This window comes from Micromonospora sp. NPDC005707 (assembly GCF_040631005.1).
Classification (GTDB): domain Bacteria; phylum Actinomycetota; class Actinomycetes; order Mycobacteriales; family Micromonosporaceae; genus Micromonospora.
In genome coordinates, this window is the sequence record NZ_JBEXYR010000005.1 from 87,986 (window position 1) to 104,397 (window position 16,412).

The 16,412-nt window shown below is 71.8% G+C and carries 16 protein-coding genes and 1 pseudogene; 11 read left to right on the forward strand and 6 right to left on the reverse strand.

What is annotated here, in order from left to right; all coding sequences use genetic code 11:
- Positions 1 to 23: 23 nt before the first annotated feature.
- The 3 genes from ABZ452_RS10950 to ABZ452_RS10960 all read right to left on the reverse strand — a co-directional run bounded on the left by ABZ452_RS10950 (position 24) and on the right by ABZ452_RS10960 (position 3,332).
- Positions 24 to 1,013 (reverse strand): sigma-70 family RNA polymerase sigma factor, encoded by a 990-nt coding sequence (locus tag ABZ452_RS10950; RefSeq protein WP_357941973.1) that lies wholly within the window; start codon positions 1,011 to 1,013, stop codon positions 24 to 26.
- A 460-nt stretch (positions 1,014 to 1,473) separates the two neighbouring features.
- The gene (murQ, locus tag ABZ452_RS10955) at positions 1,474 to 2,421 is read right to left on the reverse strand and encodes an N-acetylmuramic acid 6-phosphate etherase (RefSeq protein ID WP_357941265.1); all 948 of its coding nucleotides are present in this window, start codon (positions 2,419 to 2,421) and stop codon (positions 1,474 to 1,476) included.
- The gene (locus ABZ452_RS10960; protein WP_357941267.1) at positions 2,418 to 3,332 is read right to left on the reverse strand and encodes a MurR/RpiR family transcriptional regulator; all 915 of its coding nucleotides are present in this window, start codon (positions 3,330 to 3,332) and stop codon (positions 2,418 to 2,420) included. The genes murQ and ABZ452_RS10960 overlap by 4 nt, the downstream gene beginning before the upstream one ends.
- A 301-nt stretch (positions 3,333 to 3,633) precedes the next feature.
- Here ABZ452_RS10960 and ABZ452_RS10965 point away from each other — a divergent pair, with 301 nt between their 5' ends.
- Positions 3,634 to 4,320 carry an SDR family NAD(P)-dependent oxidoreductase gene (locus ABZ452_RS10965; RefSeq protein WP_357941269.1) on the forward strand — a complete coding sequence of 229 codons (687 nt, stop codon included), beginning with the start codon at positions 3,634 to 3,636 and terminating at the stop codon, positions 4,318 to 4,320.
- Here ABZ452_RS10965 and ABZ452_RS10970 read toward each other — a convergent pair.
- The gene (locus ABZ452_RS10970) at positions 4,305 to 5,036 is read right to left on the reverse strand and encodes a dTMP kinase (RefSeq protein ID WP_357941271.1); all 732 of its coding nucleotides are present in this window, start codon (positions 5,034 to 5,036) and stop codon (positions 4,305 to 4,307) included. The genes ABZ452_RS10965 and ABZ452_RS10970 overlap by 16 nt on opposite strands.
- 151 nt (positions 5,037 to 5,187) lie before the next feature.
- Here ABZ452_RS10970 and ABZ452_RS10975 point away from each other — a divergent pair, with 151 nt between their 5' ends.
- The 5 genes and pseudogenes from ABZ452_RS10975 to ABZ452_RS10995 all read left to right on the forward strand — a co-directional run bounded on the left by ABZ452_RS10975 (position 5,188) and on the right by ABZ452_RS10995 (position 7,602).
- Positions 5,188 to 5,769 carry a nucleotidyltransferase gene (locus tag ABZ452_RS10975; RefSeq protein WP_357941273.1) on the forward strand — a complete coding sequence of 194 codons (582 nt, stop codon included), beginning with the start codon at positions 5,188 to 5,190 and terminating at the stop codon, positions 5,767 to 5,769.
- Between the two features lie 56 nt (positions 5,770 to 5,825).
- Complete coding sequence (locus ABZ452_RS10980) at positions 5,826 to 6,035, forward strand: hypothetical protein (RefSeq protein WP_357941975.1); 210 nt, start codon at positions 5,826 to 5,828, stop codon at positions 6,033 to 6,035.
- Between the two features lie 10 nt (positions 6,036 to 6,045).
- Positions 6,046 to 6,823 (forward strand): annotated as a pseudogene (locus ABZ452_RS10985) (metallophosphoesterase).
- The gene (locus tag ABZ452_RS10990) at positions 6,814 to 6,960 is read left to right on the forward strand and encodes a GPGG-motif small membrane protein (protein ID WP_357941275.1); all 147 of its coding nucleotides are present in this window, start codon (positions 6,814 to 6,816) and stop codon (positions 6,958 to 6,960) included. Before ABZ452_RS10985 ends, ABZ452_RS10990 begins: the two are co-directional and overlap by 10 nt.
- A 147-nt stretch (positions 6,961 to 7,107) precedes the next feature.
- On the forward strand, positions 7,108 to 7,602 hold the full coding sequence (locus ABZ452_RS10995) for a TspO/MBR family protein (protein ID WP_357941277.1): 495 nt from the start codon (positions 7,108 to 7,110) through the stop codon (positions 7,600 to 7,602).
- A gap of 36 nt (positions 7,603 to 7,638) precedes the next feature.
- Here the strand turns inward: ABZ452_RS10995 and ABZ452_RS11000 are convergent, their stop codons facing one another.
- Positions 7,639 to 8,412 (reverse strand): peptidoglycan DD-metalloendopeptidase family protein, encoded by a 774-nt coding sequence (locus tag ABZ452_RS11000; RefSeq protein WP_357941279.1) that lies wholly within the window; start codon positions 8,410 to 8,412, stop codon positions 7,639 to 7,641.
- Between the two features lie 262 nt (positions 8,413 to 8,674).
- On the opposite strand from ABZ452_RS11000, the gene ABZ452_RS11005 reads away from it, so the two are divergent.
- The 5 genes from ABZ452_RS11005 to ABZ452_RS11025 all read left to right on the forward strand — a co-directional run bounded on the left by ABZ452_RS11005 (position 8,675) and on the right by ABZ452_RS11025 (position 14,906).
- Positions 8,675 to 10,015 carry an ABC transporter substrate-binding protein gene (locus ABZ452_RS11005; RefSeq protein ID WP_357941281.1) on the forward strand — a complete coding sequence of 447 codons (1,341 nt, stop codon included), beginning with the start codon at positions 8,675 to 8,677 and terminating at the stop codon, positions 10,013 to 10,015.
- 71 nt (positions 10,016 to 10,086) lie between these two features.
- Entirely contained in the window at positions 10,087 to 11,133 is a 1,047-nt protein-coding gene (locus ABZ452_RS11010) for a sugar ABC transporter permease (RefSeq protein ID WP_357941283.1), read from the forward strand.
- Position 11,134: 1 nt separating this feature from the next.
- Positions 11,135 to 12,094 carry a carbohydrate ABC transporter permease gene (locus ABZ452_RS11015; RefSeq protein WP_357941285.1) on the forward strand — a complete coding sequence of 320 codons (960 nt, stop codon included), beginning with the start codon at positions 11,135 to 11,137 and terminating at the stop codon, positions 12,092 to 12,094.
- Positions 12,095 to 12,155: 61 nt separating this feature from the next.
- Positions 12,156 to 13,226, forward strand: a complete 1,071-nt coding sequence (locus ABZ452_RS11020) for a LacI family DNA-binding transcriptional regulator (protein ID WP_357941287.1) — start codon at positions 12,156 to 12,158, stop codon at positions 13,224 to 13,226.
- Between the two features lie 36 nt (positions 13,227 to 13,262).
- Entirely contained in the window at positions 13,263 to 14,906 is a 1,644-nt protein-coding gene (locus tag ABZ452_RS11025; RefSeq protein WP_357941977.1) for a glycoside hydrolase family 13 protein, read from the forward strand.
- Positions 14,907 to 14,960: 54 nt separating this feature from the next.
- On the opposite strand, the gene ABZ452_RS11030 is transcribed toward ABZ452_RS11025, so the two are convergent.
- Positions 14,961 to 16,376 carry an MFS transporter gene (locus ABZ452_RS11030; protein WP_357941289.1) on the reverse strand — a complete coding sequence of 472 codons (1,416 nt, stop codon included), beginning with the start codon at positions 16,374 to 16,376 and terminating at the stop codon, positions 14,961 to 14,963.
- Positions 16,377 to 16,412 lie beyond the last annotated feature (36 nt).

Consider the following 16,412-nt stretch of genomic DNA (forward strand, 5'->3'; position numbering starts at 1 on the left):
TCGTCGAATCCATTACTACCAGCTCAGGCCGCCTGCAGCCCCTCCGCGCGGGCCAGCTCACGGAGCCGGCCGAGGGCCTGGATCTCCAGCTGGCGGATCCGCTCCCGGGAGAGCGAGAACCGCGAGGCGACCTCGGTCAGCGAGTGCTCGCGCCCGTCCTCCAGGCCGTAGCGGGCCCGCATGATGCCGGCCGAACGGTCGTCGAGGTGGTTGAGCAGACCCTCGATCCGCTGCCGCTCCAGACCGGTGAGGACGATCTCCTCCGGCGACGGGGCGTCACTGTCGGCGACCAGGTCGCCGAGGTTGGTGTCGCCGTCGTCGCCCACCGGGGTGTCCAGCGAGACGGTGTCCTGCGACCAGCGGCGCAGCTCGTTGACCCGCTCGACGGTGACGCCGAGCGCGGCCGCGATCTGCTCCGGCTCCGGGTCGCTGCCCAGCTCACGGGTGAGCTGGCGGGCCACGTTGCGCATCCGGTTGACGTCCTCGACCAGGTGCACGGGCAGTCGCACCGTGCGCTCCTGCTGGGCGATCGCCCGGCTGATCGCCTGGCGGATCCACCAGGTCGCGTAGGTGGAGAACTTGTAGCCCCGCTCGTAGTCGAACTTCTCGACCGCGCGGACGAGGCCGGTGTTGCCCTCCTGGATCAGGTCCAGCATGGGCATGCCCGACCGCACGTAGCGGCGGGCGATCGAGACGACCAGTCGCAGGTTGGCGCGGATGAACAGATCCTTCGCGCGCTCACCCTCGGCGACCAGCCGCTCCAGGTCCTCCCGGTCGACGCCGGCGGGGACGCGGTCCTCGCCGAGCAGGTGCTCGGCGTAGAGGCCGGCCTCGATCGCCTTGGAGAGATCGACCTCCTTGGCGGCGTCCAGCAGCGGCGTCCGGGAGATCTCGTGCAGGTAGACGCCGACCAGGTCTCGCTCCTCGGCGACCTCGTCGGTACGCATGCCGATGTTCTTGTCCACGATTGCCACGGTCCCCTCGCTCGCGCCGGTTGCCCGGTTCCTTGCCATCCCCACGTTCATCAGCCCTCCCCGTAACCTCCGCTGTGCCCGTAGGTGCTGACACCTACACAACAGATGAGACGCGTCGGGGATTCCATGTCGTGAGTCGAAACTGTCACGAATGCCTGAGTAGTAGCTGAGAGCCCGGTCCATGTTTGCTGTCAGGACCCCTGCCCGGGTGGCTCGCGCACGCCCCGGTCGGAGGGCGTCGGAGCAGCGGAATCGTCGCCCGCTCAGGAAATCGCACCATTGCGAATTCCATGAACACAGCGACCCGCGTCACCGCGTGATTGCGATCCTGGTCACTGCGAGATACGCGTCGGCAGGCCGGTCGGTTCAGCCACGGGTGAGGATTACCCCACGGCTGGTTGAACAATCCGCAGCGGCAGGGACGTCCCCTCCCGCCGCGTGACGCGCGTCGCACCCGTGGTGCGGACGCGGCCGGGAGGGGATCCGGCCGGCGGGGGCGTCAGGAGGCGAGCAGGGCGAGCGCGCCGCGTACCTGGTCGGCGGAGCGGGCCAGGGCGGCCCGGGCGGCGGACACCTCGGCGCCGGAGACCAGCGAGACGAGGGCGGTCTTGAGGTCGCCGTCGGCCTCGTTGAGGGCGCCGCGGCAGACCTCCTCGGCGCAGCCGGTGGCCTCCATGAGAATCGAAATCATCCGGCCGCGCAGTTTCGCGTTGGTGGCCACCATGTCGATCATCAGATTCGAGTAGACCCGGCCGAGGCGCACCATCACCGCCGTGGAAAACGTGTTCAGCACCAGCTTCTGCGCGGTGCCCGCCTTCATGCGGGTCGACCCGGTGACCACCTCGGGTCCGGTGTCCACCCCGATGAAGACGTCCACCGACCCGGCGGCCTCGGCCTCCGGATTGGCGCAGAGCAGCACCGTCGCCGCCCCCTGGGCCCGGGATGCGGCGAGCGCCCCGAGGACGTACGGGGTGCGCCCGCTGGCGGCCAGCCCGACCACCAGGTCGCCGGGGCGTACGCACTCGGCGGCGTCGGCGGCGCCGCCGCGCTCGTCGTCCTCGGCGTCCTCGACGGCCCGCCACATGGCCTCGGGGCCGCCGGCCAGGTGCGAGCAGAACCAGTGCCGCGGCGAGTTGAAGGTGGGCGCGAGTTCGGCGGCGTCGAGCACACCCAGGCGGCCGGACGTGCCGGCGCCGAAGTAGTGCACCCGGTTTCCACCGCGCAGCGCGGCGACGGCCAGGTCGACGGTCTCGGCGATCTCGTCGAGGACGGCGGCCACCGCGGCGGGCACCCGCCGGTCCGCCTCGTTGATGACGGTGAGCACGTCCCGGGTCGACATGAGGTCGAGGTCGAGGCTCTGCGGGTTGCGCCGCTCGGTGGGGGCGCCCACCCGGACCACGGGCCGCACGGCGGGCATCTCGTCCCGCTCCACCCGTCCCGCCGTCATGCCCGCCTCCGGCCGGCGCCCACCCGGTGCGACTGGACCGCCTCGGCGGTCGCCTCCAGGGCCTTGCGGGCCTTGGCCCGGTTTCGCGCGGCCACCCCGACGAAGAGGCAGTCGACCACGGTGAGCTGGGCCAGCCGGCTGGCCATCGCGCCGGAGCGGTAGGTGGTCTCGCGGGCCGCGGTGGTCAGCACGTGGTCGGCGACCTCGGTGATCGGCGAGCGGGGGAAGTTGGTCAGCGCGACCGTCGTGGCGCCCCGGGCGCGGGCCTGGTCGAGCACCTCGATGACGTCCGAGGTGGTGCCGGTGTGCGAGATGCCGACGGCGACGTCGCCCCGGCCGAGCAGGGCGGCCGAGGTGAGCGCGGTGTGCACGTCCGGGAAGTAGAAGGCGGTGCGGCCGATGCGGTGCAGCTTCTGCTGGAAGTCCGAGGCGACGAAGCCGCTGGCGCCGGCCCCGTAGACGTCGATCCGGCCGGCCGCGACGATCGCCTCGACCACCTGCTCGCAGACGGCCGGGTCGAGCTGCTCGGCGGTTTCCTCGACGGCCCGCGCGTCGTTGAACGCGATGGTGGCGATGATCTGCGCCAGGTCGGCGCCGGGCGGGATGTCCCCGCCGACCACCCGGGCGTCCGGTGGCTCGATCCGGCGGGCGGCCTCGGCGGCGAGCCGGATGCGCAGCTGGGGGTAGCCGTCCATGCCGACCGACCGGCAGAACCGGATGACGGTGGCCTCGGATGTCTCGGCGGCGGTGGCGAGGTCGGTGATGGTGCGCCGGGCGGCGTCAGCCGGGTCGGCGACGACCAGCCGGGCCACCCGCTGCTCGGCCGGGGACAGCGAGGGCAGCAGCCCGCTGATGTGGACGATCAGTCCACCGGGCTCGTGACTCGCAGAAATCTTCGGACTCTTCGCCACGGATGAAACTTACTTTCATGAGGCGTGACCGTCAACCATGACGGCGCGTATCGGGAAAAGTACCGCCTTCCGCGCCCGCCCCCCGCGCCAAGGGTCCCATTCCCGCAGCCCGGCCGCCTCCTCCGCTCCGGTCGACTCCGCCGAGCCGGGCGACGGGCGGCTCCGCCGTCGCGCCTGCCGGATCGGCCGGACGGCCGCGCCGAGGTCACCGGTCGGCCGGACCCGCAGGCCGGAGGGCATCGACCAGTCCGGATGCCCGCCCCGGTCACCGGCGGCCCGGCCGGGCGGCTAGCGTGGGCGCATGGCGGAGCGCACGGTGCTGGTGACCGGGGGGACGGGCGGGCTGGGCGGTGCGGTGACCGCCGCCTTCCGCACGGCCGGCTGGCGGGTGGTCGTACCCGAACGGGAGGGTGCCGGGACGGCGCCGGCGGCCGGGGAGGTCCGGATCGCGGCGGACCTGCTGGACCCTGAGGGGGCCGCGCGAGCGGTGGCCGTCGCCACGGCCGAGCCGGCCGCGCCGCTGCGCGCCGTGGTCAACCTGGTCGGCGGGTACGCGAGCGGCGGCCTGGTGCACGAGACGCCGATCGAGGAGTTCGACCGGATGCTGCGGGTCAACCTGCGGCCCACCTACCTGGTCACCCGGGCCGCGCTGCCGCACCTGGTGGCGGCCGGGGGCGGCGCGGTGGTCTGCGTGTCGGCGCGGGCCGCGGTGGCACCCTTCCCCGGCGCGGCCGGCTACGCCACCGCCAAGGCGGCCGTGCAGGCCTTCGCCAACGCCGTGGCCGTGGAGTACCGGCCGCGCGGGGTGCGCTGCAACACCGTGCTGCCCAGCGTGATCGACACCCCGGCCAACCGGGCCGCCCAGCCGGACGCCGACCACGGCCGCTGGGTCCCGCCGGCCGAGATCGCCGCGGTGATCCGCTTCCTCGCCTCCGACGAGTCGGCGCCGACCAGCGGGGCGAGCGTCCCGGTCTACGGGCGGGCCTGAGCCGGCACGGGTTCACCCTGCCCCGCCCCGCCCGACGGCGGGCCGGTGCCGGACGGGCCCGGCCCGGCCGGGGGCGGCGGGTCGCCCGGGAGCCACTCGGTCAGGTGCGCGCGGATCCGGCGGGACACCTCCTCCGGGGTGCCGTTGCCGTCGACCACCACGAAGCTGCCGTACTCCGGCAGGGTCCGGTACGCCGTGGCCGCGGCGCTGAGCCACCGCATGCTCTCGTGGTCGGTGCCGCGCCGCTCGATCCGCCGGTACGCCTCGGCCGGGTCCAGGGTGAGCAGGAAGGTGACCCGGGGCGGCGGGAAGACCCGGTAGCCGGCCCGGGCCAGCCGTTCCCAGCGCTGCCCGCCGTGCGCCCGGATGCTGGCGTACTGGCAGGCGGACCAGCGGTCCATCACCGCCGTCCGGCCGGTCACCAGGCAGGTCAGCAGCGCGAGCGCGATGGCCAGCCAGCGGAGGACGGACTCCAGGGCGAGCAGCCCGTTGCGCCCGACGAGCCGCTGCGCGTCGGGCCGGCCGACCCGCTGGGCGAGCCGGCCGAGCCAGCGGCGACCGCCGGCGTTGCGGTGGTAGGTGGCGGGATGGCCCGCGGCCGTGAGCGCCTCGGCGAGCCGGTGGGCCTGGGTGGTCTTGCCCGAGCCGTCGATGCCGATCAGGGCGACGGCGCGCAGTCGGGCCCCGCCGCGCCGCACCCGCAGTGACCTGGCCACCCTCCCGAGATTATCCGACCCGTGCTCGGCCTGGCGGTTTGTCGGCATTGTCACCGGCACGTCGGGGCGCGCCCCCAACAGGTGTGGCCGACCCGTTCGCCGGGTACGCAACTTCATTCCCACCGCCACCCACGACGACGGGAGACCCAGAATGGCCGAGCGCGGGGACGAGACCCTGGTGCACACGCTGAAGAAGGTCGCCGCCGTGCTCAAGCAGTCCGAGATCCCATTCGCGCTGGGCGGCAGCTTCGCCGTGTACGCCCACGGCGGCCACTCCAGCGACCACGACGTGGACTTCCTGATCCGGCAACAGGACGTGGAGCGGGCCCTGGAGGCGCTGGTCGAGGCCGGCTTCACCGCCGAGCGCCCGCCGGAGGACTGGCTGGTCAAGGTCTATGACGAGGGCCGGATGGTGGACCTCATCCACCGGCCGATCGAGACGCCGGTCACCGAGGAGACCTTCGCCGACACCATCGTGCGGCCGGTCGACGCCATCCACATGCCGGTGCTCTCGGCCAGCCAGCTCATGGTCCACAAGCTGCTGAGCTTCTCCCAGCACTACTGCGACTTCGCCCGGGCCCTGCCGCTCGCCCGCTCGCTGCGGGAACAGATCGACTGGGAACGGGTACGGAAGGAGACGCAGCACTCGCCGTACGCCGAGGCGTTCCTGGTGCTGCTCGACCGGCTCGACGTGCTGCCCGGCGGCGCGTCCGGAGGAAGGGAGACCCCGTGACCGGACACCACGGCGACGCGCCGCCCGACGAGTACGTCGAGGCGGAGATCCAGAGCATGTTGGCCGAGGACCCGGACGTCGCCGAGCAGGGCATCACCGTGGTGCGCCGCGAGCGCGGCCTGGTGCTCTACGGCGAGGTGGAGAGCCCGAACCGGCGGGAGGAGATCCTGCGCCGGGTGGCCGAGCGCTTCCCGAACCTGCCGGTCACCAGCGACATCGGGGTGATCCGCAAGCAGGCGCCGACCCAGGTCGAGGAGCTGCCGTGAGGGGGGTTCGATGGTGATCCGCATCGCCGCCGTCGGCGACGTGCACCTGGACGAGGACGTGGTCGGCCGGTTCCGACCGGCGCTGGAGGAGTTGCCCGACTGCGCCGACGTGCTGCTGCTCGCCGGGGACCTGACGCGGCACGGGACCGAGTCCGAGGCGCGCTGCGTGGCGCAGGAGTTCGGCGACCTCGGCGTGCCGGTCATCACCGTCCTCGGCAACCACGACCACCAGTGCGACCAGGTGCCGCAGGTGGTGAAGGTGCTGGAGGACGCCGGGATCACCGTCCTGGAGGGGAACGGCGTCGTGCTGGAGTGCGCGGAGGGCCGGCTGGGCGTGGCCGGGGTGAAGGGGTTCGGCGGCGGGTTCGCCGGGCGGTGCGCCAGCGACTTCGGCGAACCGGAGATGAAGGCGTTCGTCCAGACGACCAAGGACAGCGCGGACTCCCTCGCCGCGGCGCTGCTCGGGCTGGACTGCGACGTGCTGGTCGCCCTCACCCACTACTCCCCCGTGCCGGACACCCTGGCGGGCGAACCGCTGGAGATCTACCCGTTCCTCGGCTGCTACCAGCTCGGCCAGGCCATCGACTCGGCGCCCACCGCGCTGGCCCTGCACGGGCACGCCCACCACGGCGCCGAGCGGGGCACCACCCCGGGCGGCGTACGCGTCCGCAACGTGGCGCACCCGGTCATCAAGCAGGCCTACAGCATCTTCCACCTCGGTGATCACCTGGACTGAGAAGCAGGTTTCCCGGATCCGACGAACGGGTATCCGGCCGACATGGAGCTGATTCTCTGGATTCTCGCAGTCGTACTGGTGGTCGCCGGCATCCTCGCGTTGTTCCGCCGGCAGATCCTGTGGGGCATCGTCCTCATCATCGTCGGCCTGCTCGTTGGGCCGGGCGGCGTCAGCATCTTCAGCAATTAGCCGTCGACCTCCCACCACCCCTGGACCCGCCGGGGTCGCGGGGTCCGAGAGCTCCGTCCTCCCAGACAGGAGCCTCCCGGATCCGGCGGCCCCGGCGCCGTGCTGCGCGGGCCGTTTGCCCACCCCGCGGGCCGGGCACCCGGCGGTATGACGATCTCGGGAAGCCTCCGGCGCGTCGGCCGCGGGCGGAAGTGGTTGGCGCTGCTGGGCTTCGGCGCCGCGGTGACCGTCGCGGCGGCCGTCGGCGCGCTCGGCGTGCGCAACACCCAGGAGGAGTACGCCGATCTCGCCCAGCCGGGGTGGGCACCGCCGTCCTGGCTCTTCGGCCCGGTCTGGACCGTCCTCTACGGGTTCATCGCGGTGGCCGGCTGGCTGGTCTGGCAGCGGGCCGGCTGGGGGCCGGCGCTCGGCGCCTGGGTCACCCAGCTGGTCCTGAACGCGGTCTGGACCCCACTCTTCTTCGGCGCCGGCCGCTACGGGCTGGCGTTCGCCGACATCGTGCTCATGTGGCTGGCCATCGGGGTCACCGTGGCGCTGTTCCGGCGGGTCTCCCGGCCGGCGACGCTGCTCCTGCTGCCGTACTGGGCCTGGGTGACCTTCGCGGGCGCGCTCAACCTCGCCATCTGGCAGCTGAACCGGTGAGCGGCGCGGGGCGGCCGGCCCCGCGCCCACCCGACCTCAGCAGCGCGGCACGCCGGGGATGTACCCGTCGTAGCCGGTGTAGACGTACGCGTCGGAGATGAACCGGCCGGAGCCGATCCGGTCCCAGATCGAGCTGGTCCCGTAGGTGCCCGTGACGCTGGTGCCGCTGGTCTGGCAGTAGATGGTGACGTTGGCGCCGTCGGCCACCGAGCCGACCGCGCTGTAGCCGGTGCCCGGGCCGGACCGTACCGTCAGCGCGGCGCCGGCGGTGTTCACCGTGCCCGCACCGGTGTTCGAGCCGGAGCAGCCGTTGTCGCTGGTGTAGGTCCTGGTCCCCCAGTAGAGGGCGAGCGCCCCGTTGAACCGGACCTGGATGTCGTTGCCGTTCAGCCGCTGCTCGTAGTGCAGGTGCGGCCCGGTGGAGCCGCCGGTGCTGCCCACGTAGCCGATGACCCGGCCGTAGCCGACGGTCTGCCCGACGGAGACGTTGAAGCTGCTCAGGTGGGCGTAGTAGGTGGTGTAGCCGTTGCCGTGGTCGATCCGGACGTACTTGCCGTAGCTGGTGCCGCCGAGGTCGGTGACCCGGTCGACGGTGCCGGGCGCGCTGGCCACCACCGGGTCGCCGAGGTCGTCGGTGCGGTTGAAGTCGACGGCGTAGGCCGGGCTGTGGTCCGACCGGGTCTGTCCGGACCAGGACTGGTTGCAGGGGAACGGAACCTTGAACGTCGGCGCGGCCATGGCCGGCGCCGCCGGGATCAGGGCCACGAGGACGGCGGCCACCGCCGCGAGGCTGAACCAGCGTTTGCGCATCCACTGCCTCCTATGTTGAAAGTTTTCGATCTGATACGGACAGGGTGGCAGAAAGTTCCATCGATGGGAAGAGGCCCCGCCGAGGGCGGATCAGCGCAGCGTGGGAGCGTGCCCACGGCCGGTGAGCGGGTTTCCGGATTGTTACCGGGCCGTGTCCGGCAGGGGGTGGACCGGACGCGATGCAAGCGCTTACATGTGGGGACGACCATCGGACCGGCGCGGGTTCGATTTCCCCCACGCGCCGGCAAGGAAGGAGATCGGCATGGCGTTTGCCAGATCGCGCCAGGCTCTCGCGATCGCCGGCGTTCTGGGGCTGGCGCTCGGCGTCACCGCCTGCGGCACCGGCAACGACAAGAAGAGCGGCAACGCGAGCAAGCCCGAGTGCGCCCCTTACTCCAAGTACCAGGGCCACGACGGCAAGAAGGTGACGATCTACTCGTCGATCCGGGACATCGAGGCCGACCGCCTGGACCAGTCCTGGAAGCAGTTCGAGGACTGCACCGGCATCGACATCGACCACGAGGGCTCGGGCGAGTTCGAGGCCCAGCTGGGCGTCCGGGTGGACGGCGGCAACGCCCCCGACCTTGCCTTCATCCCGCAGCCGGGTCTGCTCAAGCGGTTCGTCGACTCGGGCAAGATCAAGACGGTCGGCGCCGACACCAAGGCGCTGGCCGAGCAGAACTTCTCCCCCGACTGGCTGAAGTACAGCACCGTGGACGGCAAGCTCTACGGCGTGCCGCTCGGCTCCAACGTGAAGTCCTACGTGTGGTACTCGCCGAAGACCTTCAAGGAGAAGGGCTGGTCCGTTCCGACCACCTGGGACGAGCTCATCACGCTGAGCGACAAGATCGCGGCGAGCGGCACCAAGCCGTGGTGCGCGGGCATCGAGTCCGGTGACGCCACCGGCTGGCCGGCCACCGACTGGATCGAGGACGTGCTGCTTCGCACCCAGGGGGTGGAGGTCTACGACCAGTGGACCACCCACGGCATCCCGTTCAACGACCCGAAGGTCGCCGACGCGGTCAACAAGGCCGGCACCATCCTCAAGAACGAGAAGTACATGAACGGCGGCTTCGGCGGCGTGAAGAGCATCGCCACCACCTCCTTCCAGGAGGCCGGCACGCCGATCACCACCGGCAAGTGCGCCATGCACCGGCAGGCGTCCTTCTACGCCAACCAGTGGCCGGAGGGCACCAAGGTGGCCGAGGACGGCGACGTCTTCGCGTTCTACTTCCCGGCTGTCGACCCGGCCAAGGGCAAGCCGGTGCTGGGTGCCGGCGAGTTCGTCTCGGCGTTCGCGGACCGTCCCGAGGTCCAGGCGGTGCAGACCTACCTGGCCTCCGGCGAGTACGTGAACAGCCGCGCCAAGATCGGCGACTGGCTGTCGGCGAACAAGAAGCTCGACATCAACAACGTCCCGAACCCGGTGGACAAGCTCTCCGTCCAGATCCTGCAGGACCCGAAGACCGAGTTCCGGTTCGACGGCTCGGACCTGATGCCGGCCGCGGTCGGCGCGGGCACCTTCTGGAAGGGCATGGTCGACTGGATCAACGGCAAGGACACCACCACGGTGCTGAACGGCATCGAGGGCAGCTGGAAGTGATCTGAGGCGGTGGCCCGGTCCGCGACGCGGGCCGGGCCACCGCCCGCAACCGAACCCTTGAGGGAGGGTCGATGGAGTTCGACTTCGCGGCGGAACAGCCGAAGTTCCTCATGCTGATGTACGGGCTGATCGCTTTCGTCGCGGTGGTGGGCGGTCTGCTCCTGCTCCTCGACGTGGTGCCGGCCTGGTTCGACCGCCGCCGGGAGGCGAGGCTGGTCGCGGCCGTGGCGAGCGGTACGCCCCTGCCCCGCCGGCGCAAGCCGCGGGAAGGCCTGTTCGCGCTCTTCTTCCTGTTGCCGACACTGCTGTTCCTCGCCGTCGGGCTGGTGGTGCCGGCGATCCGGACCACCCTCCTCTCGTTCATGGACAAGGACAGCAGCAACTGGGTGGGCCTGGCCAACTACACCTGGATGTTCTCCGAGGACTCCATCGTCCGGGTGCTGATCAACAGCCTGATCTGGGTGCTGCTGGTTCCGCTGGTGGCCACCGCGTTCGGCCTGATCTACGCCGTCCTCGTGGACAAGGCCCGGTTCGAGTCGGTGGCCAAGTCCCTGATCTTCCTGCCGATGGCGATCTCGTTCGTCGGCGCCGCCATCATCTGGAAGTTCGTCTACGCCTACCGGGGCGACGGCGACCAGATCGGCCTGCTCAACCAGATCGTCGTGAGCCTGGGCGGCGAACCCAAGCAGTGGCTGCTGGAGTCGCCGCTGAACACCCTGCTGCTCATCGTGATCATGATCTGGATCCAGGCCGGCTTCGCCATGGTGGTGCTCTCCGCCGCAATCAAGGCCATCCCGGCCGACATCGTCGAAGCGGCTCGCCTCGACGGCGTCTCCCCGTGGCAGATGTTCTGGCAAATCACCATGCCGAGCATCCGGCCGGCGGTGATCGTCGTGGTGGTGACGCTCTCGATCGCCACGCTCAAGGTCTTCGACATCGTCCGGACCGCCACCAACGGCAACTACGACACCAGCGTCATCGCGAACGAGATGTACAACCAGGCGTTCCGTTACGGCGAGCCCGGGCAGGGCTCCGCACTCGCGGTCTTCCTCTTCGTCCTGGTCATCCCGATCGTGATCTACCAGATCCGCAACCTGCGCCAGCAGCGGGAGGGCTGACATGACCACCGCCACCCCCACCGTCGGAGCCGGCGTCCAGGCCACCGGGACGCCCGGCCGGGCCGCCCGGGTCCGCAAGCGGCTGAACAGCCGCACCGCCACTGTGGTCTCGATCGTGCTCGCGCTGCTCTGGACGGTCCCGACCTTCGGCCTGTTCATCTCCTCGTTCCGGCCCGAGAACCAGATCAAGACCACCGGCTGGTGGACGTTCTTCAGCGACCCGCAGTTCACCCTGGAGAACTACCAGGAGGTGCTGTTCAGCACCGGCTCGTCCGGGCAGCTGGCCAGCTACTTCATCAACTCGCTGGCGATCACCATCCCGTCGGTGCTCTTCCCGATCGCCTTCGCCTCACTGGCCGCGTACGCGTTGGCGTGGATCAAATTCAAGGGGCGGGACTGGGTCTACATCGCGATCTTCGCGCTGCAGATCGTGCCGCTGCAGATGGCGCTCGTGCCGCTGCTGAAGTTCTTCTCCACCGGCGTCACCATCGCCGGGATCCAGGTGCTTCCCGCCTGGGACCTGGTCGACGAGCAGAAGTTCGCGCAGGTCTGGTTCGCGCACACCTGCTTCGCGCTCCCGTTCGCCGTCTACCTGCTGCACAACTTCATCGCGCAACTGCCGGGCGAACTGATGGAGTCGGCACGGGTCGACGGGGCCACCCACCCCAAGATCTTCCGGACCATCGTCCTGCCGCTGATCACCCCGGCGCTGGCCGCGATCGGCATCTTCCAGTTCCTCTGGGTCTGGAACGACCTGCTGGTCGCGCTGATCTTCGCGGGTGGCGGCGACGAGACGGCCCCGCTCACCGTCCGGCTCGCCGAGCTGGCCGGCACCCGGGGCAACGAGTGGCAACGGTTGACGGCCGGCGCGTTCGTGTCGATCGTCGTACCGCTGATCGTGTTCCTGTCCCTCCAGCGCTTCTTCGTGCGAGGCCTGCTCGCCGGCAGCGTCAAGGGCTGATCCGCTGCTCCGCCGCCGCCGGTCCCCGGCGGCGGCGGGCGCGGCTCGGAGCGGGGAACCAATGACGAAGATTGACGATGTCGCCCGCCTGGCCGGGGTGTCCACGGCCACCGTCTCCCGGGCGCTGCGCGGCCTGCCGACGGTCTCGGCCGCGACGCGCCGCCGGGTCCTCGCCGCCGCCGAGCAGCTCCAGTACGCCGTCTCGCCGAGCGCCTCCCGGCTGGCCGGCGGGAAGACCGGCACGGTGGCCGTGGTGGTCCCCCGGATCACCCGCTGGTTCTTCGGGACCGTGGTCGAGGCGGTCGAGGACTACCTCCACCAGAACGGCTACGACCTGCTGCTCTACAACCTCGGCGGGCGGGAGCAGATCCGGCAGCGGGTGCTGCGGCCGGCCAGCCTGCACAAGCGGGTGGACGCGATCATCCTGGTCGCCACCCCGCTGCGCCCGGCCGACCTGACCGCGCTGACCAAGCTGGCCCTGCCCGGCGTGACCATCAGCTCCGGCAGCGGGGTGCCCGGCTGGCCCTACGTCCGGATCGACGACGTGGCCGCGGCGCGGACCGCCACCCGGCACCTGCTCGACCTCGGTCACACCCGGATCGCGCACATCTCCGGCGACCCCGACGACGAGCTGGCCTTCACCACCCACCTGGACCGGCGGCGCGGCTACCAGGAGGCGCTGCGCGCGGCCGGGCTCCGGCCCGACCCGAGCCTGGACGTCGAGTCGCAGTTCACCGTCGACGGCGGCACCCGGGCGACCGCCGAGCTGCTGGCCCGGGGCGAGCCGCCGACCGCGATCTTCGCCGCCTGCGACGAGATGGCGATGGGCGCGATGACCGCGCTGCGTGACGCGGGCCTGCGGGTGCCCCAGGACGTCAGCGTGATCGGCATCGACGACCACGACCTGGCCGGCGTGCTCGGGCTGAGCACCATCGCGCAACCGGCCGCCGAGCAGGGGCTGCTCGCCGCCCGGATGCTGATCGACCCGCTGGGCGGGCGCGTCGCCCACCCGTACGCCGGGCTGGTCCCGGCCCCGCGCGACGCGGAAGCCGACGACGGTTCGCCCGCCTCGGTGATCCTGCCCACTCGCCTGGTGGTGCGCGAATCGACCGCGCCGCCCCGGGCAAACTGAACAGATTCGTCCCGTACGCACGACAGGGAGAAGGCGCTGAACACCGACGCGACGCAGGAGACCCCGGCCACCGGCTGGTGGACCGAGGCCGTCATCTACCAGATCTACCCGCGCTCGTTCGCCGACTCGAACGGCGACGGCATCGGCGACCTCCCCGGCATCACGGCGCGCCTCGACCACCTCAGCGAGCTGGGCGTCGACGCGATCTGGCTGTCGCCGTTCTACCCGTCCCCGCAGGCCGACGCCGGCTACGACGTGGCCGACTACCGGGACGTCGACCCGCTCTTCGGCACCCTGGCGGACGCCGACAAGATGATTGCCGAGGCGAAGGCGCGCGGCCTGCGGGTGATCGTCGACCTGGTGCCGAACCACACCTCGTCCGACCACCGCTGGTTCCAGGAGGCCGTCGCGGCGGCGCCGGGCAGCCCGGAGCGGCAGCGCTACGTCTTCCGCGACGGCAAGGGCCCCCAGGGCGCCGAGCCGCCGAACGACTGGGAGAGCGTCTTCGGCGGGCCGGCCTGGACCCGGCTGCCGGACGGCCAGTGGTACCTGCACCTCTTCGACACCGGCCAGCCCGACCTCAACTGGGGCAACCCGGAGGTGCGCGCCGAGTTCCTGGACATCCTCCGGTTCTGGCTGGACCGGGGCGTCGACGGGTTCCGGGTGGACGTGGCGCACGGCCTCATCAAGCAGGCCGACCTGGCCGACTGGCAGGAGCCGCAGGAGATCCTCTCCGGTCAGGACGTGGACAAGCCGCGCCCGCCCATGTGGGACCAGGACGGTGTGCACGACATCTACCGGGAGTGGCGTCGGCTGCTCGACTCCTACGACGGGGAGCGGATCCTGGTCGCCGAGGCGTGGGTGGAGCCGGCCGAGCGGCTGGCCCGCTACGTGCGGCCGGACGAGATGCACCAGGCGTTCAACTTCGAGTACCTGCTCGCCGCCTGGACCGCCCCGGCCCAGTACGCGGTGATCACCCGCTCGCTGGAGGCCACCGACAGCGTCGGCGCCCCGACCACCTGGGTGCTGTCGAACCACGACGTGGTCCGGCACGCCTCCCGGCTCGGGCTGGCCGTCGGCGGCGGCCGCCCGAACGGCATCGGCATCGGCGACCCGCAGCCCGACGCCGCGCTCGGCCTGCGCCGGGCCCGGGCGGCCAGCCTGCTGATGCTCGCCCTGCCCGGCTCGGCCTACCTCTACCAGGGCGAGGAGCTTGGCCTGCCGGAGCACACGACGCTGCCCGACGAGGCCCGCCAGGACCCGACCTGGGAGCGCAGCCTGCACACCCAGCGCGGCCGGGACGGCTGCCGGGTGCCGATCCCGTGGGAGGCCGACGCCCCGTCGTACGGCTTCGGGCCGACCGACGCGAGCTGGCTGCCCCAGCCGTCGAGCTGGGCCGAGTACGCGCTCGACCGGCAGCGCGGTGTCGACGGCTCGACCTACGAGCTGTACCGGACGGCCCTGCGGCTGCGCCGCGAGCACGCCCTGGCCCGGGGGCCGCTGCGCTGGCTCTCCTCCGGCGACGAGGTGCTGACCTTCACCAACGGCGGCCTCACCGTGCTGACCAACTTCGGCGCGGAGCCGGTGCCGCTGCCCGCCGGCGCCGAGGTGCTGACGTCGAGCGCTCCGCTGGCGGACGACGCCGTCCCCACCGACGTCACGGTCTGGTACCGCGCCTGACCTGCGCAACGAGGGGCCCCTCCGCAACGCCCGGCGTTGCGAAGGGGCCCCTCCTCACAGGCGGTCGGCGCGGGCGTGCAGAAGGTCGTGGACCTGGGTGATGTCCCGGGGCGAGGTACGGGCGGCCAGCCAGTACATGAACCCGGTCGGGATGAAGAAGAGCTGGAACGCGGCCAGCCCGACGGCGTAGTTCAGCGGCGGCGGGAAGGCCGCCCGCAGCGCCCCGAAGGCCACCCCGACCAGCCCGTTGCCGGCCGCCCGGCCGACCCCGTTGACCAGGTTGCCGAGGCTGTAGACCGTGCCCCGGTGCTCGGGCGGGTTGACGTCGGCGATCAGCGCGAACCAGTTGGGCGAGTTGGCCGAGGTGAGGGCCAGGGCGAGCACGGCGGTGAGCAGGCTCAGCCCCACCGTGGGCTCGGTGAGCACGCTGGCCAGCACCGCCGCGATCACCGCGCCGGCGCTGCCGCCGTCCGGCACGTCGATCCGGATCGGCACGAGGAACAGGACCAGGTAGAACGGCACGGCCGCGAGGATGCCCACCGCCGCGACCAGGGCCCGGCCGCTCGGCGTACGCCGTTGCAGCGCGTCGCCGGCCAGGCCGCCCACGATGGAGAGCACCCCGCCGAGCTGGAACAGGGTCGCGAAGACGCTGCCCACCACCACGGCGGTGGCCGCCGAGTAGCCCTGCGCCTCGGCCCGCTGGCTGAACAGCACCGGCAGCCAGACCAGCGAACCGAACGCGGCCTGCGCGGTCAGCCCCTGGAGGATCAGCCAGCGGTTGGTCCGCCGGGCCAGGATCCGGGGCAGGTCGGTGCGGCTGATCCGGTAGTCGTACTCGCCGCCGGCGTCGAGCGCCGCAGCCAGCTCCGGCTCGCTCTGCCCGCGCCGGATGTCGTACGTGAACAGGTACGCCACGGTGGCGGCCAGGCCGACCACGGTGAGCACCAGGAACGGCCGCCGCCAGTCAGTGGCGCCGAGCAGGCCCCCGGTCAGCGTGCCGGCGAGCGTGCCGACGCCCTGGGACAGCCCCCAGAAGCTCATCACCAGGCCCCGGCGGCGGGGCGAGATCAGGTCGGTGACCACCGAGAAGCCGACCGAGCCGACGGCGCCCAGCCCCACCGCGGCGACGAGCTGCGCGACCAGGAACATCGGGTAGTTCTGGGCGAGGGCGCTGCCCCCGGTGCCGGCCGCCCAGATCAGCGTGCCGACCATGAGCAGCGGCTTGCGGTCGGTGCGGTCGCCGACGTACGCCCAGGCCACCGCGGCGACCGCGCTGACCAGGAAGCTGACCGCGGTGACCAGCCCGAGCAGCCGCTGCGACACCCCCAGCGCGCCGGAGATCGACCCGTACAGCGGCGGGACCAGGCCGATGGCCACGTTGTCCAGCGAGGCGAGCACCACGAACACCACCACGCTGTAGAACCGGTGCGCCGCGTTCCCCCGCCGGGAGACCCTCGTGCCGCTGCTCATGCCGGGCAGCCAATCAGGTGCGGGTCACGGCCGGAA